The sequence below is a fragment of the Halomicrobium mukohataei DSM 12286 genome (genome assembly GCF_000023965.1).
GTDB lineage: Archaea > Halobacteriota > Halobacteria > Halobacteriales > Haloarculaceae > Halomicrobium > Halomicrobium mukohataei.
Map to the genome: position 1 here is coordinate 1,909,627 of NC_013202.1, position 25,480 is coordinate 1,935,106.

The window sequence follows — 25,480 nt, forward strand, 5'->3', positions numbered from 1 at the left end:
CTGTCGGCTATCTCTTCGTGATACATCTCCTCTCGACCGGATCGAACGCAAGCGCTTTCAGTCGGTCTCGTGATGTCGCTCTCACGATCACTCAGATGGTGGATCGAACCGAACCACCGGAGCCGGCACGGCTCGTCGAGATCGTCGAAACGGAACCGGTCGAACGGGTGCGGGACGCACTGACGGCACTCGCCGCCGCACCCCCGTCCGTTCGGAAGGACGCGGTACGGGCGCTGGGCGACCTCGCGGACGACGCTCCCTCGCGCTTCGACGGTCTGGCTCCCGCAGTCGCCTCGTTTCTCACCGACGAGGAACGCGCGATACGGCTCACGACCGCGAAGCTGTTCGTTGCCGTCGCCGAGGCCGAACCCGACGCCGTCCTCGCGGCCGTCGACGATCTCGGCGCTCGCCTCGCCGACGAGGACGAGTTTTACTACGTCCGTGCTCGCTCGGCCGAAGCGCTGGGATACGTCGCTCTCGACCACCCCGACGCTGTCGCAGCGCCCGACGTGCTCGCCGATCTGCGCGTCGGCCTCGCGTTCGACGAGCCCGAGGTCACGGCAAAACTCGCCAAGGCGCTGGCGTTCGTCGCGCTCGGCGATCCCGACCGACTCCGACACCTCGTCGAACACCTCGGGGATCACCTCGACGCCGAGAGCGAACTCGTCAGGTACCACGTCTGTACGGCGCTGGTCGCGACCGGCTGCGAGCACCCGGAGCGCCTGGCCGACGTTCGGGGGGCGCTCGCTGCGCGCCTGGACGACCCGAATCCGTACGTCCGGGGTCGCGCGGCGGAAGCGTTCGGGACCGTCGGGGCCGACGTTTTCGAAGAGTATCCGACCGCCCGACTGCGGGCGCTGACTGCCGACGACGAGTCGTTCGTCACAGAGCGTGGAGCGTTCGCGCTCACGGCGGAGCGAGGCCGATCAGCGGAACGGCGCTCGGACGACGGCGATCTCGGAACGATCGCGTCGCTTCGCCGGACGACCGGTTCGGTGATCGAGGCGCTGACGACCGCCGACGCCGTCGACGACTGTCCCCACTGCGGGACTGCACTGCCCGAGTCGGGGCCGCCGATGTGTCCCCAGTGTGGCGCGCCGCGATAGTTTCGGCCTGCCTAAAATCCACAACGCATATATATTGTTTAGGCGAGCCAAATCCTATGGCGCGCAACTCGAACGACGCGAACGGAGCGACCGACCGCGAAGTCGTGATCGTCGGCGGTGGCCCCGCGGGCTGTTCGGCGGGCGTGTTTACCGCCCGATACGACCTGGATACGGTCGTGTTCGACCGTGGACGCTCGTCGCTCCGGCGGTGCGCTCACCTCGAAAACTACCTCGGCTTCCCCGCGGGCATGGACATCGAGACACTCTACGATCTGTTCCACGACCACGCCCGAGAGGCCGGCTGTGACCTCCGTTCGGACCTCGTCGAGTCCGTCGAGCGCCGTGACGACGACGGCTTCCTCGTGGAGCTTCAGTCCGGCGACCCGGTCACGACCGACCGAGTCGTCGCTGCGACGCGATACGGCGGGGAGTACCTCCTGTCGCTGGACGAGGCCGCGATGGTGACGACCCGCGAGCACGACGGCGAGGTACACGAGACCTTCGACGACACCTATCCCGCGGCGGACGGGACGACGCCGATCGACGGGCTGTACGTCGCCTCGCCCTCCGGAGCGTCCCGGCAGGCGATCGTCGCTGCCGGGCGGGGCGCGCGGACGGCCCTGAGCGTCGTCGAAGACGTTCGCCGCGGCCGCGGCGTTCCCGAGCCGGTCGTCGATCACTACGACTGGGTCCGTCGGCGCGCGGAGCTAGACGAGGAGTGGGACGATCGGGACCGGTGGCGCGAGTGGTTCGCCCAGCGGCTTCCGGACGAGCTCGATCCCGAATCGCCGGCACTGGCGTCCGTTCGCGAGTCCGAGATCGATCGGGTGTTCGAGAGCTACGTCGACGAAGACGAGATCGAGCGACGGCGCGAACGCGGCCAACAACGACTCCTCGATCACGTCGACGACGATCTGATCGTCGAACGGGCCCGTGTCATCGAGGACCGAACTGCGCCAGAGCGTGCCGACGACTGACGCCGACCGTCCGTCTGTGACGTACCCGCCACCCCGAACGAGCGACCATCTCACGACGGGAAGTCGTCCGACTGCCGTGTCGCTCGTGAGTGCCGGCGATCTCGTCGGCGTCGCCGGAGCGGAGACCGTAGCGGTTATATGCTTTTAGGTAAACCTAAAAATATAGTCGCGGACGCCGGTGACGGCGACAACCCACGGTGAGAGACAGATGATCGGGACGACACTCGCAGAGCTTCGAGAACGCGTCGAACGGCTCGCCACGGACGACGGTTCGTACCGCGTCGTCTGTGGTCGGACTGGCGAGCGACCGGTCCCCGTCGCGACACTGCGCTTCGACAGTCGCTCGACGGCACGCCTCGCGGTCCGTGCGACCGAACAGTACCGGAGCACGCTTCGCACGTACGATCCTCGGACGCCGCGATACGACCTGATCGTCTGCGAGGAGTCGGACCCGTTCGGCGACCGGGCGCTCTCTGCGGGCTCCCGTCCGGACACCGACGCCGCGGTGCCGTCGGTGGCTGACGCCTGCGATTCGAACGAGGGGACACAACGGCGCATCGAGTTCTGTCACCGGGTCGCCGCAGCCGTCTTCGAGGCGCTGTCCGACGGCCCGTACGACGACCTGGAGACCGCCATCGTGGATGCGTACTTCGAACTCGCAGAGACCGTCGACGACCCGGACGACCTCTGTCTGTGCTTGCTGGAGTGTCTCGCTACCGAGTTCGACGCGCGACTGCGCCCCGACCAGCAGGCAGCACTGTTGACCGACGCGGCGTCGCAGCTGACGCCCGTCGATCGGACCCGGCAGCCGGTCGCCACGGCACTGGCGGCGCTCCAGCGTCGCGGCCTCGTCGGGGAGTTCAGCTGTCGCTCGACCTCGATCGACCGGGAGAACCGACGACGGACCGTCCAGGCGACGCTCTCTGCGTACGCACTGTCGGTCCGGGACGGTCGACTGCCGGTGCTTCCGGTGGCAGTCGAACTGTCGCGCCACCAGCCCGAGTGGTCACTGTCGGGGTTCCGCGTCGTCGACGCGGACCGCGGCTGGCGTCTCGTCGTCGAACTCGGCGGCAGCGAGCCGATGTCGCTCTCGACCGTCCCGGTCCAGTCGCCGTAGCGCCCCGGACGGCCACCCACTCCGCATCGACTGCGATCGGGCCTCGTTCTCAGTCGATAGGAACGCCACTCTCGCTTGAAGGGGTCTCACACGGTAGTTTCACGTAGATCGATCGGCGTCCCCGTCGTGCCCACTGGACGCAGAAACGCAACAGCCAAACCCACACCAATGTTACCGAACGTCACCACCACGGTCATGGTCATCGTCCTCGTGATCAGTACGGTCATCTTCGGCGGGCTCATCGCGTATCTCGCGCACCGTGCCGCCCGCCGATTACACTCCCGACCGATGCAACTGTTCAGCGTCGGGTTCGCCATTCTGACGGCCGGCCTGGCTACCAGCGGGGTGCTCGCAGTGCTCTTTCGCCTCGACGCGAAGGAGGGACTGCTGATTCAGGGCGTGTTCGTCCTCGTCGGCCTCGGCGTCCTCCTTCGGTCGATCTACATGCGCAGCCCGAACGTCGGCGTCTGATGCCGTCGCCCGTCGCTGGCAACTACCGATCTCCGGCGACACGAACGAACGCCATCGGATGAGGGTATGGGCACCGGGTGGACGCTGACAGACCTTCCGACGCCCGCGAGATCGACGGCGAACCGTTCGACGACACCGGTGAGTGCGCACGGATCGCCATCAGCGGACGAGGCGCTGCCGTTCGTGAACAGCTTTGCGCTCGCGCCGCCGTACGATGTCCTCGAAGAACACGGATTCGAGTGTGTGACCTACAATCTGTTGCCGGATTTATGGGAAATGGAGGTAGAACATGGATAAACGTCTCTATATCCCGACATCTGCTGATTTTTCACTCTCTTTATATTCGTATATCGCACTTCACACCTACTTTCACCTCGGCCGACGGTTCATTCGCTTCGCTGTCATCGATCTGATTCGGAGACGAAGCCGTTCGGGACAACCACTTCCTCGAACGGCGCGAAACGTCCGCCCGATGACCGAAGACTACGACGACCTGCCGCTGGTGTACTCGTGCTCTGGGTGTTCGAGTGCGGCCCAGATGGCCAACGACCTCGCCGTACGACTCGACCGCGAGCGCGTGGCGGAGATGTCCTGTATCGCGGGCGTGGGTGCAGACGTCGACCCGCTCGTGGAGACGGCAACTGCCGGGCGACCGATGGTCGTGATCGACGGGTGCCCCCTGGAGTGTGCGCGCAACAGCCTCGAACGCCACGACGTGGCCCCGGACCGTCACGTCAACCTCGCCAAACGCGGCGTGGCGAAGGAGTATCACACGGACTACGACGACGATCAGGCCGAGCGCCTGTTCGAAGACCTCCGCGCGACGATCGAAGACCTCACCGCGACGGCCTGATCTCCCGGCCGGCAATGTGGTGTGTGTGTCGAGCCCGGCCGGAGATCCGCCTCGATCCCGGTGCGTTGAAGCCGTCGCAGTCCCGAGCCCCGATATGCAGAGTCCCGAAGAGTGGACGGCGGCGGACGTACGCGAGTTGCACGACGACCTCGTCTCGCTGTACGAACCGGTCGCACAGACCGAGGCACACGGGGCCGACGCCGACGCGGAGCCGGGCGAGGGCGTCCGACAGCTCGTGACGACGATCCTCTCCCAGAACGTCGCCGACGAGAACACGCGCCGGGCCTCGGAGTCGCTGTTCGAAACCTACGAGGACTTCGCGGCAATCGAGGCGGCCGACCACGACGAGCTGGCCGAGACGATCCGCGTCGCCGGCCTCCCGGACCAGAAGGCGGCCCGTATCCAGCGTGCGCTGACCGCGATCCGCGAGGAGACCGGCGGGGCCTACTCGCTGGCCTTCCTCGACGCGCTGCCGACAGCGGAGGCGAAGGCGTGGCTCACCGACATCAAGGGCGTGGGTCCCAAGACCGCGAGCGTCGTGCTGAACTTCCACTTCGGGAAGCCGACGATGGCCGTCGACACGCACGTCGAGCGCGTGTCCAAGCGATTCGGACTCGTCCCGGAAGACGCGAGCAACGAGCGCGCCCACGACGCCCTCGACGCGGTCGTGCCGGACGAACTCACGTATCCGCTGCACGTCCTGCTCATCCGCCACGGGCGCACGCACTGTTCGGCGCGGAACCCGGACTGTGACAACCCGGTCTGTGAGCGCTACTGCGACTGTGAGGGCTGTGGGAGCGACTGACGGCTGGGAGCTTCTGACCGACGGGAACAGTGGTCGCCGTTTATGATCCAGGGGCGAGTCTGTCCGAGTGGAAACACCATGTACGACACCGTTCTGGTCCCGACCGACGGCAGCGACCACGCCGAACGGGCGGGGGCCCACGCCGCGTTCCTCGCGCGGGCGTTCGACGCGTCGATCCACCTCCTCAACGTCGTCGACCTCCAGGCGGCGGCCGGCCCGATGAACGCCGGTGGCGTCGACGAGGCCTACGTCGAGCGCCTCGAATCGGAAGGCGAGGCGACGATCGGGGCGCTCGAACCGATCTTCGAGGATGTCCCGGTCGAGACGGCCGTCGTCCGGGGACGGCCCAGCGAAGCGATCCTCGACTACGCCGCGGAACACGACGCGGATCTGCTGGCGATGGGGACCCACGGCCGGACTGGTCTCGAACGGTACATCGCCGGGAGCGTCGTCGAACACGTCGTCCGTCACGCGACCGTCCCGGTCCTGACGACTCGTGCGGTCGAGACCAGCACCGTCGACGACGGCTACGACGAGATCGTGATCCCGACCGACGGGAGCGAGCCGTCGACGGCGGCGGTCGAGCACGGCCTCGCCATCGCCGAGCGGACCGACGCCCGAGTACACGCGATCAACGTCGTCAACGTCGCGACGCTGTCCTCGGGCCCGGACCAGACCGCGCCCACGGAGCTGCTAGCGGAGTTCACTGCCCGCGGCGAGCGTGCTACCGAGGAGATCGCGACGGCCGCGGCCGATCGCGGGCTCGACGCCACGACGACGGTCCGCGAGGGATTCCCGGCCCGAGACATCCTCGACTACGTCGAAGCGAACGACGCCGATCTGGTCGCGATGGGGACGGCGGGGCGAAGCGGCCTGAACCGCTTCCTCCTTGGCAGCACCACCGAGCGCGTCATCCGCCACTCCCCGGTACCGGTCTGTGCGGTCAACGCTCGGGACGCGGAGTGAGCACCGGCCGGCCCGCCCGGGACTCGATCACAGGGCGTAGGCGAGCCGTTCGCCCACGTCGAGGCCGTTGCGAAGCGCCGCGTGGAGGCGGGCCTCTCCGGCGACCCAGTCGCCGACCGGATAGAGTCCGTGCTCGTTGGCCGAGGCGACCGGGCCGGACTGGACGCCCGCGTCCGGGAGCGCGTAGCGCCACCCCTGGTGGTCGGTCCAGTCCGGCTCGGTGAGCCGGTCGTCGCCGACGACGGCCGCGGTCAGTTCGGCTAGCTCGGCGACGTTGTCGGCGGGATCGCCGTCGTAGTTGTCGACCGACCACCCCGGGCTCGCCTGGACGACGAGCAGACTCTCCCCGTCTGGGACGTGGCCGCGCTTGCACTCCTCGCGAGCGATCCAGCCCACGTCGTGGTCGTCGTCGGTGTTGATGAGCGCGTAGTAGGGGCGGTCGAGTTCGAACTCGTAGTGGAGCACGGCCGTCCAGATCGTCCGGTAGGGCACGTCCGTCGCGGCCGCGGCCAGCCGTTCACGCACGGGATGCTCCCACTCCGCGCCGTCGAGCAGCGCCGCGGTCTGGGGTGCCGGCGGATTCAGCGCCAGTGCGTCGAAGGGACCCCACTGCCGGCCGTCGGTGTCAGTCAGCTCCCACTGGTCGGTCTCCGGGAGCCGGCGAACGGCCTCGACCCGCGTCCGGCGGTGGACGGTCGCGTCGGTCTCGGAAAACAGTCGCTTCGCGATCTGGGTGAGGCCCGACTCGTAGCTCCACCTGTGTTCGTCGGTGTCTCGTCCCTCGGAGACCGTTCCGTCCCCGTCGAAGGTGTAGATCGGCTCGGTCACGTCGACCCGTCCCGCCTCGCCCAGCGTCTCGCGGACGAGGTCCGCGACGCGCTCGTCGTCGGACTTCAGGTAGTTCGCGCCGTAGTCGTAGGTCAGCGAGCCGTGCCGCCGGGTCGCGGCCCGCCCGCAGACGCCGCCGGACTTTTCGAGGACCGTCAGATCTGCCGACGGGTGGGAGCCGTCGACCACGTAGCTGAGTGCCGCTGCGCCAGCGCCCGCGCCGACCACGCCAACGTCGACCATACGGGTAGAAGGGCCACCAGGCAGATAAAACGGCGACCAACACAGTTGGATCGGTCGCGTTCGCGGCGGCGTCGCGACGCCCGATCCGTCCGAAACGGTGGTAGGAACGGCTTACTCGCGCACGAACAGCCGCTGTACGGCGGTGACGAGGCGGGCGGCGGGGCCAGAGTCGCCGAGGTCGTCCGCGCTCGCGTCACCCGTCACCTGCTCGACCGTGTTGCGAACGTCGCGGACGAACGGGCCGGGATCGTCGGTCGAGAGGTAGTCGAAGCGGGGATGCCCGAGCAGCGACGCCGCGATCTCCCCGGCACGGACCGGGAACGAGGGGCGTTCGACCAGCGGGTACTCCTCGGTCAGGACGCTGTGGAGGTGCAGCGCTTCGCCCCGGAGGAGGTGTCCCCCGATCCCGACCTCGTAGTCGGGTGCGCCGTCGATGGGGCGATCCGTCGCCTGCGCCCAGGCGAGCAGGGGGAAGTCGACGCCGGCCTGGACCGTGAAGGGCAGCGACGACCAGAACCGGGGGTTGATCTCCATCAGCTTGAACGCCCCCGTGCGCGGGTCTCGCAGGAACTCCACCATGGCGACGCCGTGCCAGTCGAGTTCGTCCAGCAGCGCCCGCCCGGCCCGCTCCAGGGCCGGGATGTCGACGGACTCGCGGAACGCGCTCGGGCCGCCACAGTACTTCCAGCCGCGACGCTGGCGGTGCTGAAACGTCGCGACCGGGCTGCCGTGGTCGTACTGGGCGAAGAAGCCGTACTCCTCGATCGTCGGGACGTACTCCTGGACGAGGGGTACGTGGCCCATCTCCTCGACGATCGCCTCGCCGTCGGGTCGCTCGCCCGGTTCGAGGTACGCGGTCGAACTCCACTGGGTCTCGGGGTCCTCGAAGCGGTCGGCGTACTCCGGTGCGCGGAAGGTGTAGCGGGGCTTGACGATGCACTCTGCCTCCCAGTCGGTCCACTCCGAGAGCGTCCGGGTCCGGGGCGTGGCGACGCCGGCCCGGTCGGCGGCCTCGAACAGCGCCACCCGATCTTGCACCCGTCGCAGGGTCGCAAGCGTCGGCCACGGCGTTCCGACGTGCTCGCGAAACTGGTCGCGGTTGCGCGCCAGGGCGTACACGTCCGGTTCGCGAAAGGGGAGGATCGTCGCCACGTCGTCGCGCCGGGCCAGTTCCAGCAGCGCCGTCTCGTAGCCCGGAAAGTCCACCGCCGGATCGGGGACGCTGACCGATTCCTCGCAGTACGCCGACTCGGCGGCCGGTGGGGTGTCGTGCTCGGAGGCGACGATCGCCGGGATCGATCGGCGACCGAGCGACCGGACCGCCGCGGTGCTACTCGCCGTGTCGATTCCGGGCACGACCACGCCCTCCCGGCGACCGTCTCGCGTGCCAGCCATACCCCTTCCATGGGCGGACTGCGGTTTTGTTACGGAGTTCCTGTCGACGCGCCCGAACCGGGGCGACGAGCGACGGCGGCGACGGCCGGCGGGACACGCCAGCAGCGGCGAGTAACTCCGTCCTACGGCAGCCGTAAGCTCGTCGTACGCGGTCACCGGCGGGTCCGCGTGCGAGCGTTGCGCCGCCTTCGAAACGGTCGTTCTCTCCGATAGTTGCAACCAACCCGTACGCAACCGCCGCTATCCCGGTCGTATCTGGCGGTTATCGGTGCCCCAGACCGTCAGAACGCTTAGGTGTGTAATCACTCGCTACTCGTACATGGCTGATGAACAGTCTGACCGTACCGACAGTAAGACGACGCTACTGGGCCGCCGCGACGCGCTGAAAGTGCTCGGGGGCACCGCGCTCGTCGGGATGGGCGTCGGGTCCGCGACCGGACAGAGCGAGACCGAGTCGTTCGTCATCGACGCCAGCGAGGCGACGTGGAGCTACGTCATCGAGACGACCGGCGACGTGACGCGCGTCCCGACCGACGGCGACGTCGACGACAGCATCTCCGACGGGACGATCCAGGGCACCGTCTCCTCGGGCCTCGCCGCCTACGAGCTGACGGGCGACGTGACGGCGCTGACGATGGACGGCCCGTCGACGTTCTCCTTCGGACCCGACGCCGGGGGGCAGCTCCGAGAGCGCCACGAGATCGCGATCTCCTCGCCGACGGAAGTCGCCTACGAGCTGACGACCACCGGCGAGATCACGAAGCTCACGGACGTGGGTAAACTGTCCGCCGAGACCGAGAACGACGTGATCACCCAGAACGACGACGGCACGTACACCGTCGAAGGCTACACGGGCAACGGCTACGGCGACTCCTACGAGTTCCCGGGCAGCGTCGTCGCCTTCTCACCGAAAGACGCCGACGCGAACGTCACGCTCGACGGGGACTCGATCTCCCCCTACGACCTCGTCGGCGAGGACGAGCCAAGCCAGACGCTGGCGGTCGTCTCACAGACGGAGGTTTCCTACGAGTTCACCGTCGACGGCTCCGTCGAGAAGGTCCTCGACGCCGGCCGGAACTCCGCCGAGACCGAGAACGACGTGATCGCCGAGAACGACGACGGCACGTACGCCGTCGCGGGCTACACGGGCAACGGCTACGGCGACTCCTACGAGATCACGGGCGAGGTGAGCGACTTCGCCCCGGTCGAGGGCGACTACACGCTGTACCTGGACGGTGACCAGATCGCGCTCTCGGAGCTGACCGGTCAGGAGTCGACGGACGACTCGACGGACTCGACCGATGACGGCGACTCGGACGACTCGACGGCGTCGACGAGTCCGGTGATCGGCGGCGGCGACGGCTACGCGGACGCCGTCGAGCCGGCGCAGGCGACCGTCACCGTCGACTCGGTGTCCGAGCTGGTCGACGCGCTGGGTAGTGCCACCAGTGGCGACGTGGTCTACGTCGACGGGAGCGCCGAACTCGACCTCGGTTCGCGGGACATCACCGTCCCGGCCGGCGTCACGCTGGCGAGTGACCGGGGCGTCGACGGGGCTGCCGGTGGCCACCTCTACACCACGTCGGTCATGTGGCCGCTGGTCTACGTCTCCGGGGGCGCTCGCGTCACCGGACTGCGCGTCAGCGGCCCGAGCTACTCCTACCGCGAGTACGACGCCGACGCGGTCGACATGGGACTGCGGGTCACTGGCAGCGGCGTCGAGATCGACAACAACGAGATCTGGGGGTTCACCCACGCGGCGGTCCGACCGGCCGGCGACACGCACGTCCACCACAACCACATCCACCACAACCCGATGGACGGCCTGGGTTACGGGGTCAGCACCACGTCGGGCCAGCCGCTCATCGAGTACAACGAGTTCAACTACAACCGCCACAGCATCGCCAGCGGCGGCGGCAACGGCTACGTCGCCCGATACAACTACTTCGGCTCCGCGGCCGTCGACCACGTGATGGACATGCACCGACCCGGCGGTACGACCATCGAGATCCACCACAACACCGTCGAGGCCGTCACACACGTTCAGGACAGCGGCCGCACGGAAGCCGTCGCGATCCGGGGGACGCCCAGTGACGTGGCCGACATCCACGGCAACTGGTTCTACAACCCCAACGAACCGAAGCCGACGCCCGAGGGCTGGGACGGGAGCGCGATCACACAGGTCCACACCAGCGACTGGCAGAACGTCGAGTTCTGGAACAACCACTACGGCAGCGACGAGCCGGCACCGGACATCGGCTGTCCGCGGTAGCGAGGGGTTCGTTTCGCGCTGGCGGTTCTCGTCTCGGGGGCAGGCGGGGGACACCCAGTCGAACCGGTACTCGCCACTTACCCGTTCGTAAGAGCTGCCATTACAATGACGACGGGGGGTCACGCTTCGCCTGTGTCACGAGATTCGCAGCCCCGCCGCTCTCGCCGTGCCTTCCTCGCGCTCACAGCGGCAGCCGTCGGCTCGCTCGCCGGCTGTCCGGGTGGTGGTCCGGAGACTGAGACGCCGGTGCCGCCCGACGACGGGACCCGGACGCCGGGGGAGACGACGGAGACGCCGGTCCAGACGACCGAGAGACAGTCCCGGTTCGACGAGGTGATCGACATCACCGAGGTCGGCGGTGCGGCCGACGGCTCGGAACCGATCACCGATCTGCTGGCCGAACACGCGGCCGACGATACGCTGATCGAGTTCCCGGCCGGGACCTACGCGGTCGATCACCTCTCGCTGACCGGGCTCCGCAACGTCGGACTCCGTGCGGTCGACGGGGCCGACGTGTCGTTCGTTCCGACTGCTCCCGCCAGCGAGCTGGGCACGACGCTCCTGCGACTGGTCGATCTCAAGCGGTTCCTCTTCGAGGGGATCGATCTCGACTTCCGAGCCGAGGGGGACGGCGGCATGATGTACGTACTGGGGACCGACGACTTCGCCGTCCGCGATGTCACGGTCAGGGGCCAGTATCCGCCCGACGTGTCCGGGTTCCGGTTCGAGGCGGTCACGCCAGACAGTACCGCCCTCGTCGAGAACGTCCGTCTCTCCGGTGGCTCGACCGACGATTCGGACTCCGTCGGAATCTACGTCGGCCACAACCACGCCGGGACCCTGACCGTCCGGGACTGCGTGGTGGAGAACTTCCCGAACAACGGGATCTACGCGTCGTCGCCGGGCCGCCAGGACGGTCTCTCGGGATCGAACGGACCCGTCCACGTCCGGGGCGGGCGCTACCGGAACAACAACATCGCCAACGTCAGGCTCGGCTCGACCGGTTCGTCGGTCAAGCGCGCGACCGTCGTCGTCGACGAGGTCCCGCCGCGTCACACCAACGGGCTCGATCCCCGCGGGATCAGGATGCGGGCCCGCGAAGGCCAGGTCGTCGAGGACTGCGAGGTCCGCATCGAGGGGCAGGTTCCGACGAGCTCCGGCGGGATCGTGCTCCACTCGGAGGCGGGCCGGGCGACGATCAGAGACTCGACGGTGACCGTCGACACCGACGGCGTCCCGGCGATCAACGCCCTCCGTCCCGCCGACAGCCAGCGAGGGCCGGTCGTCGAGAACGTCACCATCAGCGGCCGCGCGGCGACGGAACACGCGATCGACATCACCAGGCGAAACGGCACCCGCATCCGGGGCTCGCGGATCGAACAGACGGGTCCACGCCGCTCCGGAATCCGGTTCGAACAGTCGCGTGACTGTCTCGTCGCCGATACGAACTTCGACGTGACCGGCAATCCGATCACCGCGATCAACTCCGAGGTCGTGCGCCAGAACGTCTCGCACGACCCGCCGGAAAAGAGATCCGAGTAGCGCGGCCCGGCGGCACTTCTCCGAGGACGACACGGCGAGAGCGCTGACTGTCGTCGCGATCTTCGATCGCCGAAAAGAGAGTAGCCGTGTTACCTGATCCGGACGCGCAGCCAGCGAACTGCGCTCTCTCGGGACGGCTCCCCCGGTGGCTCCCCCTCGTAGAGGAGGTAGGTCAGTTCGAGCGGGCGGTCGCCGCGTTCGAGGTCGAGTGCGTACGTCGCCGTCCCGGTCCCGCCGTCGCCGAGCGTGAGCGACGTGCGACCGAGGGTCCGTTCCTCGACGACGCCGCGGTCGGTGGCGATGCCGGTCCGGGCGACGACGGTGTAGTTCGCACCGGGACGTTCCGGGCTCTCGACGACCAGCTCGTGGACCGACTCGTTGCCGATCGTCTCGGCGGTCGCCATCACCCGCTCGCCGTCGGGTCCGTCGGTGGTGAGGTAGAACTCCGTGACTTCCTGACCGCTGTCGGCCGTCGCGACGACGCCCCCGGCACCCACGGCGGCGACGCTCAACAGGACGGCGACGATCAGGAACACCTGCGTCTTCGGCCGTTCGGTCGTCCCCGCCAGCGCCCGGCGCAGCGGCGTCGTCACCTCGAACCGCTCTCCGACCGGCAACCGCTCGCGTCTGACGAGCGCGATCACGCCCGCGGCGATCGTCACCGCGGCGACGGTGTCGAGGACGGGGACGAGCGTCAGCGACCAGACGGCCTCGACGGCGACTCCGACCAGCGGGACGACGAACAGGCTCAGCCCGACCGCGAGCGCGGCGCGCTCGATCGCCGTCGGGCCGTCCACGGTCGTCTCGGTCTCTCGACGGGCCGCCGGATACAGGGCCGCGACGACGGCGTACCCCGGCACGAACAGCAAGAGCGGGACCGCGAGGACGGCCCTCGCGGCGACTGGGAGCCCGAGCGGGAGCGAGAACAGGATCGCCCCCACGAGGGCCAGCAAGACGACCGCTGCGACGTCGATCGACGACGCCAGCCGCGGCAGCGCGACCGACGACGACTGGACAGTTCTGTCTGACATTGGGCTGGATTCTGAATCTCCGCGCATAGTTATGCTCCGTCTATCCCGTCGATACCGGTACAGACGGTGACGTTGCTGTTCGCGTAGAGCCGGTGCATATCCTCGCGACACACCTCCGAGGGTGCGACCCTGCGCGTCCGCGACTCGTTGTCGACGAGGAGCACCGGCGCGCCGGTCGACTGGTACTTCCGGTAGACGACGGTGTCGTGGTAGATCTCGCCGTCCTCGACGGCCAGCATGTTGGCCGGCGTCGCACCGCTGCGCTCGAACACCGTCCGATAGGGGTGGTCGGTGTAGACCGGATCGGCCACTTCGGGCCGCGTCGCTCCGACCGTCTCGACGGCCGACAGCTCCGTCTCGTCGTAGGCGTAGGTCGAGTACTCCTGGTCGAAGACCGGGCTGTCCGGGGTCCCCTTGTGGTTGATCGCCATCGCACCGGGGACCACCAGCGCGAACACGAGCAGGCCGGTCATCGCCATCCGTGGCGAGAGCCGGCGCACCGCGAACCGGCAGCCAAGCGCCGCGAGCAGCGCCATCGGGACGTACATGAACGCGTACCAGCGGCCGGGCAGGAAGGTCGTAAAGCCAAACAGCGGGAGTCCGAAGGTAAACGTCGCCAGCACCACCGCGGCCGCGGCGTAGGTCACCGTCGCCGGAGTGGCGTTGCGTCGGCGGAAGACGGCGACGGTCCCGATCACGACCGCGAAAAACAGCGCGAAGAAGCCGAGCGCGTCCGCGAAGGCGACGTCGATCGGGACGCCCGCAGCGCTGCTGGCACCGCCCGCGCCGCCCGGATCCGACCCGGCGAGGTTGAGGAAGCCGACGGAGGTCGCGATCGCCCGGTCGACGGTGTCGAGCAGTTCCAGGGCGAACACGCTGTCTCGGTACGGCGTGATCGACCAGAGCGCTGCCACGAAGGCGGTGACGAGCGCGAAGACCGGCCACAGCGACCCCGCGCGGTCGAAGTCGCCGGGCAGCACCGATCCGAGCGACCCCACCACGGCACCGACGCCCAGCACCACCAGCAGGATGAACGCCGAGATCTGGTGGGTCAGCGCGGTCGCGATCCCGAACGCCACGACGATCGCGTACGTGGCGCGTCTGGTGTCGCCAGCGAGGAGCCGCGTCGCTCCGGCCAGCGCTCCGAGGAAGAAGACCAGCCCCATGCTGGTCGGGATGATGTGGACGCCCCACCGGATCACGTGATCGGCCATCACGAACAGGCCCGCTGCCAGCAACGCCCAGCGGCGGTCGAACAGCAGCGTCCCGATCGCGTACACCAGCAGCGTCGACAGCGGGAGCGCGAGCCCCATCGAGACGTAGGTGGCCGCTCGCAGGCCGACACCGATGGCGTCGGCCGCGATCACCACCAGGACGTGAAAGAGCGGCGCAGTCCGGTACTTCACGTCGGCGATCGCCGACAGCGAGTCCGTCGACTGGATGGCCGCCGCGTAGTCCGTGAGGTGCGTCCAGCTGTCGACGCCGATCAGTCCGGGCGTCGAGAGCAACGCGGTGAACCTGACGACGAGCGCCAGCGCGAGCAACTGGCCCAACACGAGTCCGGGATCGAGTGCGTCGTCGTCGAGAAACAGGATCTGTGCGAGGATCGCGGTCCCGACGAGCCCGCTGGCCAGCAGGAACGCCGTCGTCCGACCGCCGGCACTCGCGCCAAACAGCGCGAGCCCGCCGATCCCAAGCGCCGTGAGGCCCGCGACGACACGCCCGTCGACGCCGACGCGTCGGCGCTCGATCGCGCGCTCGGACTCGCCAGCACGGACGCGTCCGACGAGATACACCAGGCTCCCGAGGCCCAGCACCGGTGGGAGGACCTGGATGAACAGCTGTCCGGAGAGGAATCGAAGCGGGAAGAGGACGACCGCGACCGCGAGGCCGGCGAGCCCCACGAGGAGGTCCGGCTCCGCCGGGAGTCGCTCGCGGGGCGTCGCGCTAGCCATCGACGGTCACCCCCCGTGCGCCGGCTCGTCGATACACCGACGCGATGTTGCGGGCCATCTCCGGCAACCCGAGCGCCGCGACCTGTTCGCGGCCCTCAGAGACCGGTGCGGCCCGGAGCGTCGCGACGAGTCGCTCGACGAGCTCGTCGTCGTCGGCACAGACCCCCGAGTAGTCGAGGGCCGCGACGTAGTCGGACACGTCTCCCACGTCGGTCGAGACGACGGGGCAGTTACACGCCAGTGCTTCTTTCACCGTGTTCGGTGACCCCTCGCGTCGAGAGGTCAGGAGCATCACGTCTGTTGCGTTCATGTATCGTGGTATCTCTCCGTGGTCGACGCCGCTCACCGTCCGGAGCGCGACGTGTCCATCGAGGCGCGACGCCGCGTCGTCGACGACCGCGCGGGCCCGTGGGAAGTCCTTGATCGGGCGCTCGGGGTCGTAGGGAAACAGGACGATCCGGGCGTTTTGATCCCACCCGAGTTCGTCGCGGGCGCTCGCCTGTGCGGTGGGGCTGAACCGCTCCATGTCGACGCCGTGGGGAATGACGTGGGCGTCTCGGTCGAGTTCGGTCGCCATCGCGTCGGACATGACGATCACTTCGTCACACCGATTGGCACACCACGTCGACAGCCGTCCGTACGACCCCAGCAGGTCCGACCCCCACAGCGAGAGGACGACCGGACGACGCCGCTGGGCGAGGGCGGCCGGGGCTGTCAGCCCGTAGTTGGCGTGGACGACGTCGTACTCCGACAGCGACTTGCGCAGCGTCGCCCCGTAGAAGCGCGCGTAGTGGCGCAACCGCCGGGTTCCGTCCTCGCTGTTGGGGACCGCCACCGTATCACAGTTCAGCCCCAGGTCTTCGAGCGCGTCGACCTGTTGTCTGTAGAACGATGCGTCTTCGTTGGTCACCAGCATGAGCACGTCACCCATCGGCGATCACCTCGACGACGCGCTCGGCCGCGTCGCCGTCGCCGTAGGGGTGGCCCCTGTCGGTGGCGTCGACCGGCGTCGCCAGCGCGTCGCGGATCGCCGTCGTCCGTGCGCCGACGAGCCTGTTCCACCCCTCGGCGACCGTCTCGTCCCACTCGGTCTCCTCGCGCAACGTCACGCAGGGCGTTTCGAGGAAGAACGCCTCCTTCTGGACGCCCCCGGAGTCGGTGACCACCCGATCGGCGGCGTCGAGCAGGCGGACGAAATCCAGGTAGCCGACGGGGTCGATACAGTGCAGTTCGGACTGGACCGTCTCGAACAGCCCCTGATCTCGGAGCGCGGCCGCAGTCCGGGGGTGAACCGGAAAGACGACCGGCGCGGGGTGGGTCACCAGCGCCTCCACGATGGCGGCGAGGCGGTCGGGATCGTCGGTGTTGCGGGGCCGGTGTACCGTCGCGAGGACGAACGACTCGTCGAGCCCGAGCCGATCGAGGACGGCCGACTCGTCGCGCGCGATCCGCTCGGCCCAGCGGAGCGCGTCGTACATCACGTCGCCGGTCTCGTGGACCCGATCACCCAGCCCCTCCCGTTCGAGCGTCTCGGTCGCCGCCCGGCAGGGCGTACAGAGCACGTCGGCGACGTGATCCGTGACGATGCGGTTGGTCTCTTCGGGCATCGATCGCGTCCCGCTCCGCAGTCCGGCCTCGACGTGAGCGACCGTCACGTCTCGGTTGGCCCCGACGAGCGCTCCGGCAACCGTCGAGTTCGTATCGCCGTACAACAGCAGTACGTCGGGCGCTTCCCTGGCGACGATCGGGTCCAGTCGTTCCATGATCTGGGCGGTCTGGACCGCGTGGGTGTGCGAGCCCACTCCGAGGTTGTAGTCGGGCTGGTCCAGATCCAGGTCGTCGAAGAACACCGCCGACAGCTCTTCGTCGTAGTGCTGGCCGGTGTGTACGAGCACCTCCTCGTGGTCGGGTGCGAGCGCACGCGAGACGGGGAACGACTTGACGAACTGTGGACGCGCGCCGACGACGGTGAGGACCCTCATGTTCCCACCGCCACGAGCACGTCCCGGACGAACGAGGCCACGTCGATGGTCTCTGCGACGAACTCGCCGCGGCGGCGGTCCCAGTCGCCGTCGTCGTCCGCGAGCAGCGTCTCGATTCGGTCGTGGGCCTCCGCCTCGTCGTCGGTCGAGAACACGAGCCCGTACTCTGCGAGTCGCCGGAAGTTCGCCATGTCGTCGCCGCCCGCAAAGGAGTTACAGCGCACGGCCGGCGTCCCGAGCAACGCCGCCTCCGTCGCCATCGTCTGGGAGTCGCCGACGTACAACTGCGCGAACGCCAGCAGGTGGTGGAGGTCGGCCGGCGCGACCGGGAGTCGGTACTGGTCGAGGGGCGCGTCGAGTGGCTCCTCGGACGTGATGTACACCTCGCCGGCCTCGGCGAGCGTCTCGACGATCGCCTCCTTGCCGGCCCGCGAGAGGCCCCCCTCGCCCACGTCGTGCTGTGCGTCCCAGGAGACGAACCGGACCAGCGAGTAGTCGGCCGACGGGTCCACTCCGGCTGCCCTGACCACTTCCCGGTCGGGCTCGAACCGCTCGGGGTGGAGGTAGGCAAGTTCGTGGAGCCCCTCGTAGCGCACGTGGCGCGCGTCGACCTCTCCGTCGTACCACGCCGGTGTACAGACCACGTCCGCGAAGGGGAAGGCGAGGCGGTTGGTCAGCGCCGCCGGCTCGCTGTCGGTCAGGACGACGCTCTTGGCTCCGAGGGCGGTCGCCACGTGGGCCGCTGCGACCCCGCCGATCGCGGTGACCACGTCGGGCTGGAAGCGCCGCGCCGTCGCCAGCAAGCGCAGCTCGTACAGCGCCTGCACGCCGATCCGTCCCAGCGTCGACTGGCCCGAACCGGCGAGCACGCTGTGCTCGATGTCGAAGGCGGTCAGCAACTCGGTGGCCACGTCCTTCTCGCGCGTACAGACGCGTACCTCGTGCCCGTCGGCGGTCAGCTCCTCGATGACGGGGCGATAGAAGTGGACGTGGGCGGGGTGCTGAATCGTGATCAGGACCCGAAGCCGCTCTGTCTGTTCCGCTGGTGGCGTCCCGACTCCGTTTTGATCGGGGGGGACGGTAGCGTTCCGTGGCGTGTCTGTGGCTGTTACGGCCGAGGCGTGTCTCCGACGCATCACTCGGTGGTGACCGGGTGAGTGTTTTGTTATGGCCGACCTACGCCCTCGCACACGGCAGCCGGCGGCCACGGCGTCGCAGGGGCCTCGGCGAGTTCTCCGGCGTTCTCGCCTCCGGTCGCCTCTCACTCGATGGGAGCGCGGGCGCGCGACGAGGCAGGAAGAGTCCCGTCGTCGTCCGTCGTGACTCGCCGTCGACGAGCGCGGAAAATGGAAGCGGGGAAAGGGGAGTGGGGTGGGGGTGGGGGGTGGGGGTGGGCAAGTGGCGACGAGTCGGGGGGACGGAGACAGCCACTGTGTGGGGGGATTCGCTCCCCAGATACCACGTATCGGCCCAGGGGTATTGTTAGTCGATTCGTACCGCTCTGGCGTCGACGTGGGAGCGTCGACGACTCGTGGTAAGACCGACGAAACGCTCCTCCGTGCAAAATGGTGACAGTAAGATAATACATAACCTTCCGTATCCGGCCGCCACCTCTCACCGATGACCGAACACGGGTCGCTGCCGACTGACGCCTCGGACGACAAGCCAGACCACGTGCTTCGACTGCTCGCCTCGGAGACGCGGCGTGCAACGCTACGGGAACTCCGCTCGGAGCCGTCTCGATCGCTCGACGCCCTCGCGGACGCCGTCGCCGACAGCGGGGACGTCTCGGTCGAGTCCACGGAGCGACTCTCTCGCCGCCTCCATCACTGCCACCTCCCTCGGCTCGAAACGGCCGGCGTCTGTCGGTACGATCCCGACAAGTCGCGGGTCGACTACGTCGGCGACGAGACGGTCGAAGCCGTGCTCTCGCTGCTAGAGGAGTGATCGCTCGGCCCTCGGACGCGGGGCCGTCCGAGACGCCGCTGTGCCGGCGACGAACGCTCCGATATCGGTCTGGCTCGCGTCGCCCGCTCGTGGATCCCCTCGCCGTCGCCGAATCACGGTCGGGCAGCCGGGAGCGACACCGGCGGTCACGAGAGGGTCCACAAGAGTTACGTCTGTACAATCCGACTTCCTGTCACGTATGCAGTTCGCTCTCGTCTCTCCGCCTGCACGTCTGTGTCGTCCGGACTCGACATCGCCCTCCAGTTCGAGCGGCCGGGCAGCGTACGACGGCGTCCCGGTGCGACGCCGCGCCCCTCGCCGCGTCCCGACCGCTGGAGCAGCGACCGCCACCGTCGACGGTTCGAGGACGGTGAGACGAAACAGATGAACGACGATCTCGTCGTCGAGTACGATGCGGAGTTCGACCGCCACGTCGTCGAGTTCGACGCCGACGACGATTGGTCGACCAGCGAGATGGTCGTCTACGCGATGTCGGAGGTGTCGGGTGAAGAACCGACGGCACTGCGACCGCTGGGGACGGTGATCGATCCGGACGCGCTGGACACCATCTTCGATAGATGTCCCGACGACGGTCGCGGAGACGCCCACATCTCCTTCGAGTACGAGGGCTACGAGGTGACGGTGTACAGCCACGGTCGCCTGACGATCACCGAGCCCCGGTCCTGATCTGTCCGAGATTCCCGAAACGGGCTCGCTCGTGTGTGTCACTCGCCAAATCACGAAGAGTACTTACGGGGTCGACGGCTACCCTCTGTGCGTATCAGATGCGGTTCTCTTCAACTGACGGCCGGGGCGTGTCGGCCGATACTGCCCGTACCGGTGGGTACCGTGATGGGACGACGAGGCATGACAGCGAACACTGACGACGCCAGGCGGCGGGCAATCGACAAGCTCGAAGGCCTCGGACTGAGTGCGTACGCCGCGCGCACGTTCGTCGCGCTCGTCGAACTCGAGAGCGGCACGGCGAAGTCGATCAGCGCTACAGTAAATGTCCCGCGCACGCGAGTGTACGACGCCGCCGACGAACTGTCCGAGTGGGGACTCGTCGAGATCGAGTCGGCGACTCCGCGCCGATTTCACGCGGTCTCGATCGAGCACGCGCTGTTCGTGCTGGGGACCGAGTACACCGACCGGATCGACGACGTGACGGCGGCACTGGAGGCGGTCGGCTCGACGGAGTCGTCGCTGTCGCGGGACGACCTCTGGCTGTCGAGCGATCCGGCGGCGATCACGGAGCGAATGAGCGCGGTCGTTGCCGACGCCCAGGAGTCGGTGTTGCTGGCGGCGACCGACGACCGGCGGGCCGAGCCAGTCGCGGACGCCCTCGTCACGGCTGCCCAGCGCGGCGTCGAGGTCCGTGCGATCGGCGTCGACGACCGGTTCGACGAGAGCCCGGTCACCGTCGTGGACGACGACCGACCGTGGAATCCGGCCGTGTTGCCCCTCTCGACGGTGCTGCTCGCCGACCACGAGGACGCCGTGGTGACGTTCCAGTCCGAGGAGCCGCTGGCGTTCTGGAGCCGCGGCGAGTCGAACAATCTGCTCGTCCTCCTGCGGGCGTTGCTGGGGATCGAGTAGCGATGGCAGTCGTCGGCTTACTCCTCGAAGGCCCACAATAACCAAACCGCTCCTCACGGACAGCGTGAACGAACCATGCCGTCAGTGACCGATCGGACGACTGCGGGGACGGAGTACAGGGCGATCGTCGAGCGATACGACGCGCGGCCGAACCAGTGTACGATCTTCCGGGCGACAGACGAGCACGCGGCCGCCTGGATCTCGGCCGACGAAGCGACCTACGTCGATCTGGCCCTGGTTCGGTAGCACGCCTTCTCGCGGACCGTCGCCGTACCCGAGTACCGTGCGTTCGGCGTTCGGACTGTCGACAGTCACTGCTTCGCGATAGCCGTGTCTCCGGGGTCGCGAGATTCGGCTCGGACGGACGACTGACCGTCTCATACGGATTATTGTAGCGATTTACCGGTGATCGTCTACTCCGTGGCGACGATCACCGGTAAGCAACTACAATAAACCGTCTCGGCCGCTCGCACAGAAAACCGGACCCGGTCCCGCCGACCGTCCTAGACCGTGCTCTGCTCGTCGGTCTGTCGGTCGACGTACTCGTTGACGATCGCACAGCAGCCGAACGCGACGAGCACGACCGGGACGACGACGCCGACGCTGACGGCCGGGACGATCAGTGCGAGTCCGTACAGTGCGGTCCCGCCGGCAGCGAGCCCCGCGTAGTACCGGGGCCAGGGACGGTCCTCGTCGTCGCCGATGTCGAGGAACTCTTCGAGCTGGTCGGCGTTCGGTCCGAGACTGATCGTCCCCCGGTTCTGATCGAACGCCACGACGTTCATGTCGTCCATCTTGGGCAGATGGCACTGATAGAGGCCGACGTAGACGCGCTTGCGCTCGCTCGAAGAGATCGCCTGGACGGTCGTGTCGTTCTCGATGGCGGCGATGTGTTCGGCGAGATCGCTCAGCGAGACCGTCTCGTCGTCGGCCGCTTCGAGGTACCGCAACACTTCGCGGCGACGCTGGTTTTTCAGTAACTCGAACACCCGATCGACCGGTAAGGGTGCCGGCTCGTCCGCCGTCACCTCAGCCCCTTCCTGCTGGGCTGACTCCGTCGTCTCGTTCGTGTCGCCGACCGATCCACCCTCCGTCTGTGTTGACTCATCGCGCGTTGCGCTCATAGTAGTCTCCCAGTGTTCGCTGATTCATGTTCGTGACCTCCGTTGATCGTCCATTACCGGCTTGTGTCTGTGTCTGTTTCCTCGGTGACCCCGTACCGGTGACGCGACGCCAGCACCCACCATGGATCCTGGCCTCGGTCCAGTGGACGTATACTCACACCACCGGGAGACTTTTAATTGTTTCCTATACTTAACTTCTATTCTGAATGTTACTGCATCTGTAACATTTGTCAAATTGGGTATTATAGGCGACAGCCGGTGGTTACTCCGACTGACCGAACGTATAATCTGTTCTTTCTGCCGAAATGCAGACATCTATGGGAATATTGATATTTACCGAAGAATTACTAATTGTCCTCTCCCCATCGCGCTGTTGGCCGCCACCGGCTCGTCGTCCGCACGACCCGTGGTCGCGAAGGGCACCGAGGACGGCCGACAGTATCATACGGACGGTTGTAGCGATGTACCGGTGAGCGTTGGGACGGGTAGACGCTCACCGGTACGCAACGCCAACGTTCCGTATTATACGGACGGTTGTAGGCGTTTACCCAGTCGACCGCACGACGGCGTGCGGTCGATCTGGTAAAGATCTACAACTTTCCGCATCAGTCGGAGGTCGCGGGCCCGCTCCCGATCGTGTACACCTCGCCGGCCGTCGCCGGGTCCGTCAGTGCGTCTCGACCGTCGACGACGACCGGATCGGCGAGTCGGTCCCAGGGCACGTCGTCGAACGCGTCGTGGGCCGTCACCAGTACGAGCGCGTCCGGGTCGATCGCGGGGAGCTCCGACAGCGTCGCCGGCCGCCCCGGGAAGGCCGCGAGGTCGCTGCACACCGGATCGACGGTGTACACGTCGGCACCGGCCGCCGACAGCGCGGCGGTGATCGTCCAGGCCGGCGACGCCCGCGTCTCGTCGATCCCCGGACGGTAGGTGACACCGAGGACGGCGACGCTCGCGTCTCCGATCTCCGTGCCGGCGTCGACGAGCTGCTCGACGGTCTTGTGAACGGTGAACTCCTCCATCCGCTCGTTGACCCGGCGGGCCGTCTCCAGCAGCGGTGTCGACGTCTCGACGGTGTCGATGACGAAGTGGGGGTAGTAGGGGATACAGTGCCCGCCGACGCCGGCACCGGGATCGTGGAGCTCGCAGTACGGCTGGGTGTTGGCCGCCTCGATCGCTTCGCGCACGTCGATCGCGAGCCCGTCGGCCAGCCGTCCCAGTTCGTTGGCCAGCGCGATGTTGACGTCCCGGTAGAGCCCTTCGAACAGCTTGACGCACTCGGCGGTCGTCGGATCGCTCACGGGAATGACCTCGTTGCTCGTGAGTTCGCCGTACACCAGCTTCGCGACGCGCGTGCTCTCTTCGTCGACGCCACCGACGATCTTCGGGTAGCTGCCGGTGATGTCTTCGAGCGCGCGTCCGCTGGCCGTCCGCTCCGGACAGAACGCGAGCGCGAACTCGTCGGGGGCCAGCCCGCTCTTCTCGACGAGCCGTGGCCGTAGCACGTCGACGCACGTGCGCGGGGGGAGCGTCGATTCGAGGAACACCGCGTCGCCTGGTGCCAGTCCAGCAGCCACGTCGTCGACGACCGACTCCACTGCGGACAGGTCCGGACTGTCCGCGTCGTCGAGCAGCGTCGGGACGATGACGACGTGTAGCGCCGCCGACTCGGCGGCGTCGACCCCGTCGGTGGTGGCACGCAGCGACTCCGTCTCGACGGCCGTCTCGACGGCGGTGTCCAGTCCCGGTTCGTCCTCGACCGGGGACTGACCGTCGTTGACCGCGTTCACGACGGCGCTGTCGATGTCGACGCCGGTCACGTTTCCCGACCGGTCGGCGAACACCGCCGCGAGGGGCAACCCCATCTTGCCGAGGCCGTAGACCGCGACCGGAACGCCGCCTTCCCTGAAGGCCCGTCGCTGCTCGTCGGCCGGACGGTCACTGCCGTACAGCCGACACAGTGTCGTACTCATCCGTCGATTCCTCCGTCCGGCGTGGCCGGTCCGTGATCTGTCGTCACCATCTGGTTTGCCCGTCCGACGAGAGCGACATTGTTACGAACACCATTGCCCGGACGTACGACGGCGTTATGGCTCGCGTGATTGCCTCTCTCGTCGCGGTGGCGTGGCTCGCTCGAACGTGACGCATCAGAGACCATTTCCGGCGCGGTTCGTCGCCCGGTGGCGACTCCGCGCCCGTCGTGTCGGCCGTCTGGGACTGCGACACCACCGCGTCGCCGATCGGTAATCCGACCGTAGCGACTGTCTGGACGGCGAGGTCACCGGGTAACCTCACTGTTACTAAACTATGGGCGAGGGTCATATGTGCTGTATCGATTGTATATGCCGGACGCTGCGGGACAATCCGAAAACGTTCGATGTTCAGCAACAACGATGAACTCTCACAAGACACGGTGTTCGACGTGCTTAGCAGCGCGCGGCGGCGGGAAACGATCGCGATCTTACGGGAGGAGGAGACTCCGATCGAACTGACGACCCTGGCGGAGATCGTGGCCGCCCGAGAGAACGACACGACCGTCGAGGAGCTCTCCTCGCAGGACCGCAAGCGCGTGTACGTCTCTCTCTACCAGACTCACGTGCCGAAGCTCGTCGACGTCGGGGTCGTCGAACACGACGCCGACACGGGCGAAGTGTGGCTCACGTCCCAGGCCAGCGCGATCGAACCGTACCTGCACAACCCCGAACAGTCCAGACGGTGGCACCGGTATTACCTGGTCGTGGCGGTCGTCGGTGGACTGGCGTTTCTGGCAACGTCGTTCGGCGCGCTCCCGTTCGTCTCGGGAGCGCTGCTGGGCCAGATTCTCGTTCTCGCGTTCGTTCTCCTCGCGGGTGCGCAGTTTCTCCTCGCGTGGCAGCGCCGCCTCTGACCCGCCGTCTGGGACTGTCCGTGGCGCGTCGCACTGTCGGCCTCTCGTCGCGGCTCGCCGGCCCGATGTGCCGACGCTCACCGATCGATAGCCGACAGTGCCACCGGCTCGACGCCACGGCTGATGGTCGGTGGAATGCGGTATGAGAATGAGGTGGTCAGTCGTCGGTGCTCGAGTCTGGTAGCAGCTGTTCCGGTGTCCGTTCGTAGACCGGCGTCTCTGCGAACTCTGTGATCCGTTCCATTTCGCGCTCCGAGATGTGCTGAACCATCGGCATTGTCTGGGTCGTACGATCCTATAGTAATTGTGTCCGTAGCGAGTTCCCGGCCCACGGAAGCGACGAGTTACCGCACGGAAGCCACAGCGTTCTCGGGCTGTCG

Annotated in this window: 23 protein-coding genes; 14 read left to right on the plus strand and 9 right to left on the minus strand. The window is 67.6% G+C overall.

Translation table 11 applies throughout. The annotated features are described in order from the left end of the window. The first annotated feature begins 95 nt into the window (after nt 1-95). The 7 genes from HMUK_RS09635 to HMUK_RS09665 all read left to right on the plus strand — a co-directional run bounded on the left by HMUK_RS09635 (nt 96) and on the right by HMUK_RS09665 (nt 6,295). Nucleotides 96-1,106, plus strand: coding sequence for a HEAT repeat domain-containing protein (locus tag HMUK_RS09635; protein WP_015762962.1), 1,011 nt, complete (start codon nt 96-98; stop codon nt 1,104-1,106). A gap of 56 nt (nt 1,107-1,162) precedes the next feature. After that, complete coding sequence (locus HMUK_RS09640) at nt 1,163-2,083, plus strand: NAD(P)/FAD-dependent oxidoreductase (protein ID WP_015762963.1); 921 nt, start codon at nt 1,163-1,165, stop codon at nt 2,081-2,083. A 208-nt stretch (nt 2,084-2,291) separates the two neighbouring features. Further along, complete coding sequence (locus HMUK_RS09645) at nt 2,292-3,200, plus strand: DUF7551 domain-containing protein (protein ID WP_015762964.1); 909 nt, start codon at nt 2,292-2,294, stop codon at nt 3,198-3,200. A 195-nt stretch (nt 3,201-3,395) separates the two neighbouring features. Further along, nucleotides 3,396-3,671, plus strand: a complete 276-nt coding sequence (locus HMUK_RS09650) for a DUF7521 family protein (protein WP_126967139.1) — start codon at nt 3,396-3,398, stop codon at nt 3,669-3,671. A 472-nt stretch (nt 3,672-4,143) separates the two neighbouring features. Continuing rightward, on the plus strand, nt 4,144-4,524 hold the full coding sequence (locus HMUK_RS09655; protein ID WP_015762967.1) for a putative zinc-binding protein: 381 nt from the start codon (nt 4,144-4,146) through the stop codon (nt 4,522-4,524). A 94-nt stretch (nt 4,525-4,618) separates the two neighbouring features. Then, complete coding sequence (locus HMUK_RS09660) at nt 4,619-5,329, plus strand: endonuclease III domain-containing protein (RefSeq protein WP_015762968.1); 711 nt, start codon at nt 4,619-4,621, stop codon at nt 5,327-5,329. A 78-nt stretch (nt 5,330-5,407) separates the two neighbouring features. After that, nucleotides 5,408-6,295: a universal stress protein gene (locus HMUK_RS09665; RefSeq protein WP_049940889.1), complete on the plus strand. Its 888-nt coding sequence runs from the start codon at nt 5,408-5,410 to the stop codon at nt 6,293-6,295. Nucleotides 6,296-6,322: 27 nt separating this feature from the next. Here HMUK_RS09665 and HMUK_RS09670 read toward each other — a convergent pair whose 3' ends face one another. Then, complete coding sequence (locus HMUK_RS09670) at nt 6,323-7,366, minus strand: NAD(P)/FAD-dependent oxidoreductase (RefSeq protein ID WP_015762970.1); 1,044 nt, start codon at nt 7,364-7,366, stop codon at nt 6,323-6,325. Between the two features lie 111 nt (nt 7,367-7,477). Continuing rightward, complete coding sequence (locus HMUK_RS09675; protein WP_015762971.1) at nt 7,478-8,761, minus strand: carboxylate--amine ligase; 1,284 nt, start codon at nt 8,759-8,761, stop codon at nt 7,478-7,480. Between the two features lie 319 nt (nt 8,762-9,080). On the opposite strand from HMUK_RS09675, the gene HMUK_RS09680 reads away from it, so the two are divergent. Together HMUK_RS09680 and HMUK_RS09685 are read left to right on the plus strand one after the other, a co-directional pair. Next, a complete protein-coding gene (locus tag HMUK_RS09680; protein WP_015762972.1) occupies nt 9,081-11,033 on the plus strand; it encodes a hypothetical protein in 1,953 nt (650 codons plus the stop codon). A 132-nt stretch (nt 11,034-11,165) separates the two neighbouring features. Beyond that, nucleotides 11,166-12,575, plus strand: a complete 1,410-nt coding sequence (locus HMUK_RS09685) for a right-handed parallel beta-helix repeat-containing protein (protein ID WP_126967140.1) — start codon at nt 11,166-11,168, stop codon at nt 12,573-12,575. A gap of 89 nt (nt 12,576-12,664) precedes the next feature. Here HMUK_RS09685 and HMUK_RS09690 read toward each other — a convergent pair whose 3' ends face one another. From HMUK_RS09690 to HMUK_RS09710, 5 genes are read right to left on the minus strand one after another with little or no spacing between them, the layout of a single operon-like run. Beyond that, on the minus strand, nt 12,665-13,606 hold the full coding sequence (locus tag HMUK_RS09690) for a DUF1616 domain-containing protein (protein WP_126967141.1): 942 nt from the start codon (nt 13,604-13,606) through the stop codon (nt 12,665-12,667). 29 nt (nt 13,607-13,635) lie between these two features. Further along, nucleotides 13,636-15,561, minus strand: a complete 1,926-nt coding sequence (locus HMUK_RS09695; protein WP_015762975.1) for a hypothetical protein — start codon at nt 15,559-15,561, stop codon at nt 13,636-13,638. Then, complete coding sequence (locus tag HMUK_RS09700; RefSeq protein WP_015762976.1) at nt 15,554-16,492, minus strand: glycosyltransferase; 939 nt, start codon at nt 16,490-16,492, stop codon at nt 15,554-15,556. The genes HMUK_RS09695 and HMUK_RS09700 overlap by 8 nt, the downstream gene beginning before the upstream one ends. Next, nucleotides 16,485-17,543 (minus strand): non-hydrolyzing UDP-N-acetylglucosamine 2-epimerase, encoded by a 1,059-nt coding sequence (wecB, locus tag HMUK_RS09705; protein WP_015762977.1) that lies wholly within the window; start codon nt 17,541-17,543, stop codon nt 16,485-16,487. The genes HMUK_RS09700 and wecB overlap by 8 nt, the downstream gene beginning before the upstream one ends. After that, complete coding sequence (locus HMUK_RS09710) at nt 17,540-18,679, minus strand: DUF354 domain-containing protein (protein WP_015762978.1); 1,140 nt, start codon at nt 18,677-18,679, stop codon at nt 17,540-17,542. Before HMUK_RS09710 ends, wecB begins: the two co-directional genes overlap by 4 nt. A 484-nt stretch (nt 18,680-19,163) precedes the next feature. Between HMUK_RS09710 and HMUK_RS09715 the strand changes: the two genes are divergently transcribed. The 4 genes from HMUK_RS09715 to HMUK_RS17610 all read left to right on the plus strand — a co-directional run bounded on the left by HMUK_RS09715 (nt 19,164) and on the right by HMUK_RS17610 (nt 21,335). Beyond that, nucleotides 19,164-19,490: a DUF7344 domain-containing protein gene (locus HMUK_RS09715; protein ID WP_015762979.1), complete on the plus strand. Its 327-nt coding sequence runs from the start codon at nt 19,164-19,166 to the stop codon at nt 19,488-19,490. A gap of 234 nt (nt 19,491-19,724) precedes the next feature. After that, nucleotides 19,725-20,177 (plus strand): HalOD1 output domain-containing protein, encoded by a 453-nt coding sequence (locus HMUK_RS09720; RefSeq protein WP_049940800.1) that lies wholly within the window; start codon nt 19,725-19,727, stop codon nt 20,175-20,177. A 180-nt stretch (nt 20,178-20,357) separates the two neighbouring features. Next, a complete protein-coding gene (locus HMUK_RS09725; RefSeq protein ID WP_223270947.1) occupies nt 20,358-21,089 on the plus strand; it encodes a TrmB family transcriptional regulator in 732 nt (243 codons plus the stop codon). Nucleotides 21,090-21,164: 75 nt separating this feature from the next. After that, nucleotides 21,165-21,335 (plus strand): DUF7511 domain-containing protein, encoded by a 171-nt coding sequence (locus tag HMUK_RS17610; RefSeq protein WP_015762982.1) that lies wholly within the window; start codon nt 21,165-21,167, stop codon nt 21,333-21,335. A gap of 257 nt (nt 21,336-21,592) precedes the next feature. On the opposite strand, the gene HMUK_RS09730 is transcribed toward HMUK_RS17610, so the two are convergent. Further along, on the minus strand, nt 21,593-22,213 hold the full coding sequence (locus tag HMUK_RS09730) for a DUF7344 domain-containing protein (RefSeq protein ID WP_015762983.1): 621 nt from the start codon (nt 22,211-22,213) through the stop codon (nt 21,593-21,595). A 605-nt stretch (nt 22,214-22,818) separates the two neighbouring features. After that, nucleotides 22,819-24,186, minus strand: a complete 1,368-nt coding sequence (locus HMUK_RS09735) for a nucleotide sugar dehydrogenase (protein ID WP_015762984.1) — start codon at nt 24,184-24,186, stop codon at nt 22,819-22,821. A 404-nt stretch (nt 24,187-24,590) separates the two neighbouring features. On the opposite strand from HMUK_RS09735, the gene HMUK_RS09740 reads away from it, so the two are divergent. Beyond that, the gene (locus tag HMUK_RS09740; RefSeq protein WP_015762986.1) at nt 24,591-25,100 is read left to right on the plus strand and encodes a DUF7344 domain-containing protein; all 510 of its coding nucleotides are present in this window, start codon (nt 24,591-24,593) and stop codon (nt 25,098-25,100) included. Nucleotides 25,101-25,480: the final 380 nt, after the last annotated feature.

What these genes read in the sequence shown, in the direction of transcription:
- HMUK_RS09635 (WP_015762962.1), top strand. Translation starts at nt 96, where the DNA reads ATGGTGGATCGAACCGAACCACCGGAGCCGGCACGGCTCGTCGAGATC.
- HMUK_RS09640 (WP_015762963.1), top strand. Translation starts at nt 1,163, where the DNA reads ATGGCGCGCAACTCGAACGACGCGAACGGAGCGACCGACCGCGAAGTC.
- HMUK_RS09645 (WP_015762964.1), top strand. Translation starts at nt 2,292, where the DNA reads ATGATCGGGACGACACTCGCAGAGCTTCGAGAACGCGTCGAACGGCTC.
- HMUK_RS09650 (WP_126967139.1), top strand. Translation starts at nt 3,396, where the DNA reads ATGGTCATCGTCCTCGTGATCAGTACGGTCATCTTCGGCGGGCTCATC.
- HMUK_RS09655 (WP_015762967.1), top strand. Translation starts at nt 4,144, where the DNA reads ATGACCGAAGACTACGACGACCTGCCGCTGGTGTACTCGTGCTCTGGG.
- HMUK_RS09660 (WP_015762968.1), top strand. Translation starts at nt 4,619, where the DNA reads ATGCAGAGTCCCGAAGAGTGGACGGCGGCGGACGTACGCGAGTTGCAC.
- HMUK_RS09665 (WP_049940889.1), top strand. Translation starts at nt 5,408, where the DNA reads ATGTACGACACCGTTCTGGTCCCGACCGACGGCAGCGACCACGCCGAA.
- HMUK_RS09670 (WP_015762970.1), bottom strand. Translation starts at nt 7,366, where the DNA reads ATGGTCGACGTTGGCGTGGTCGGCGCGGGCGCTGGCGCAGCGGCACTC.
- HMUK_RS09675 (WP_015762971.1), bottom strand. Translation starts at nt 8,761, where the DNA reads ATGGCTGGCACGCGAGACGGTCGCCGGGAGGGCGTGGTCGTGCCCGGA.
- HMUK_RS09680 (WP_015762972.1), top strand. Translation starts at nt 9,081, where the DNA reads ATGGCTGATGAACAGTCTGACCGTACCGACAGTAAGACGACGCTACTG.
- HMUK_RS09690 (WP_126967141.1), bottom strand. Translation starts at nt 13,606, where the DNA reads ATGTCAGACAGAACTGTCCAGTCGTCGTCGGTCGCGCTGCCGCGGCTG.
- HMUK_RS09695 (WP_015762975.1), bottom strand. Translation starts at nt 15,561, where the DNA reads ATGGCTAGCGCGACGCCCCGCGAGCGACTCCCGGCGGAGCCGGACCTC.
- HMUK_RS09700 (WP_015762976.1), bottom strand. Translation starts at nt 16,492, where the DNA reads ATGGGTGACGTGCTCATGCTGGTGACCAACGAAGACGCATCGTTCTAC.
- wecB (WP_015762977.1), bottom strand. Translation starts at nt 17,543, where the DNA reads ATGAGGGTCCTCACCGTCGTCGGCGCGCGTCCACAGTTCGTCAAGTCG.
- HMUK_RS09710 (WP_015762978.1), bottom strand. Translation starts at nt 18,679, where the DNA reads ATGCGTCGGAGACACGCCTCGGCCGTAACAGCCACAGACACGCCACGG.
- HMUK_RS09715 (WP_015762979.1), top strand. Translation starts at nt 19,164, where the DNA reads ATGACCGAACACGGGTCGCTGCCGACTGACGCCTCGGACGACAAGCCA.
- HMUK_RS09725 (WP_223270947.1), top strand. Translation starts at nt 20,358, where the DNA reads ATGACAGCGAACACTGACGACGCCAGGCGGCGGGCAATCGACAAGCTC.
- HMUK_RS17610 (WP_015762982.1), top strand. Translation starts at nt 21,165, where the DNA reads ATGCCGTCAGTGACCGATCGGACGACTGCGGGGACGGAGTACAGGGCG.
- HMUK_RS09730 (WP_015762983.1), bottom strand. Translation starts at nt 22,213, where the DNA reads ATGAGCGCAACGCGCGATGAGTCAACACAGACGGAGGGTGGATCGGTC.
- HMUK_RS09735 (WP_015762984.1), bottom strand. Translation starts at nt 24,186, where the DNA reads ATGAGTACGACACTGTGTCGGCTGTACGGCAGTGACCGTCCGGCCGAC.
- HMUK_RS09740 (WP_015762986.1), top strand. Translation starts at nt 24,591, where the DNA reads ATGTTCAGCAACAACGATGAACTCTCACAAGACACGGTGTTCGACGTG.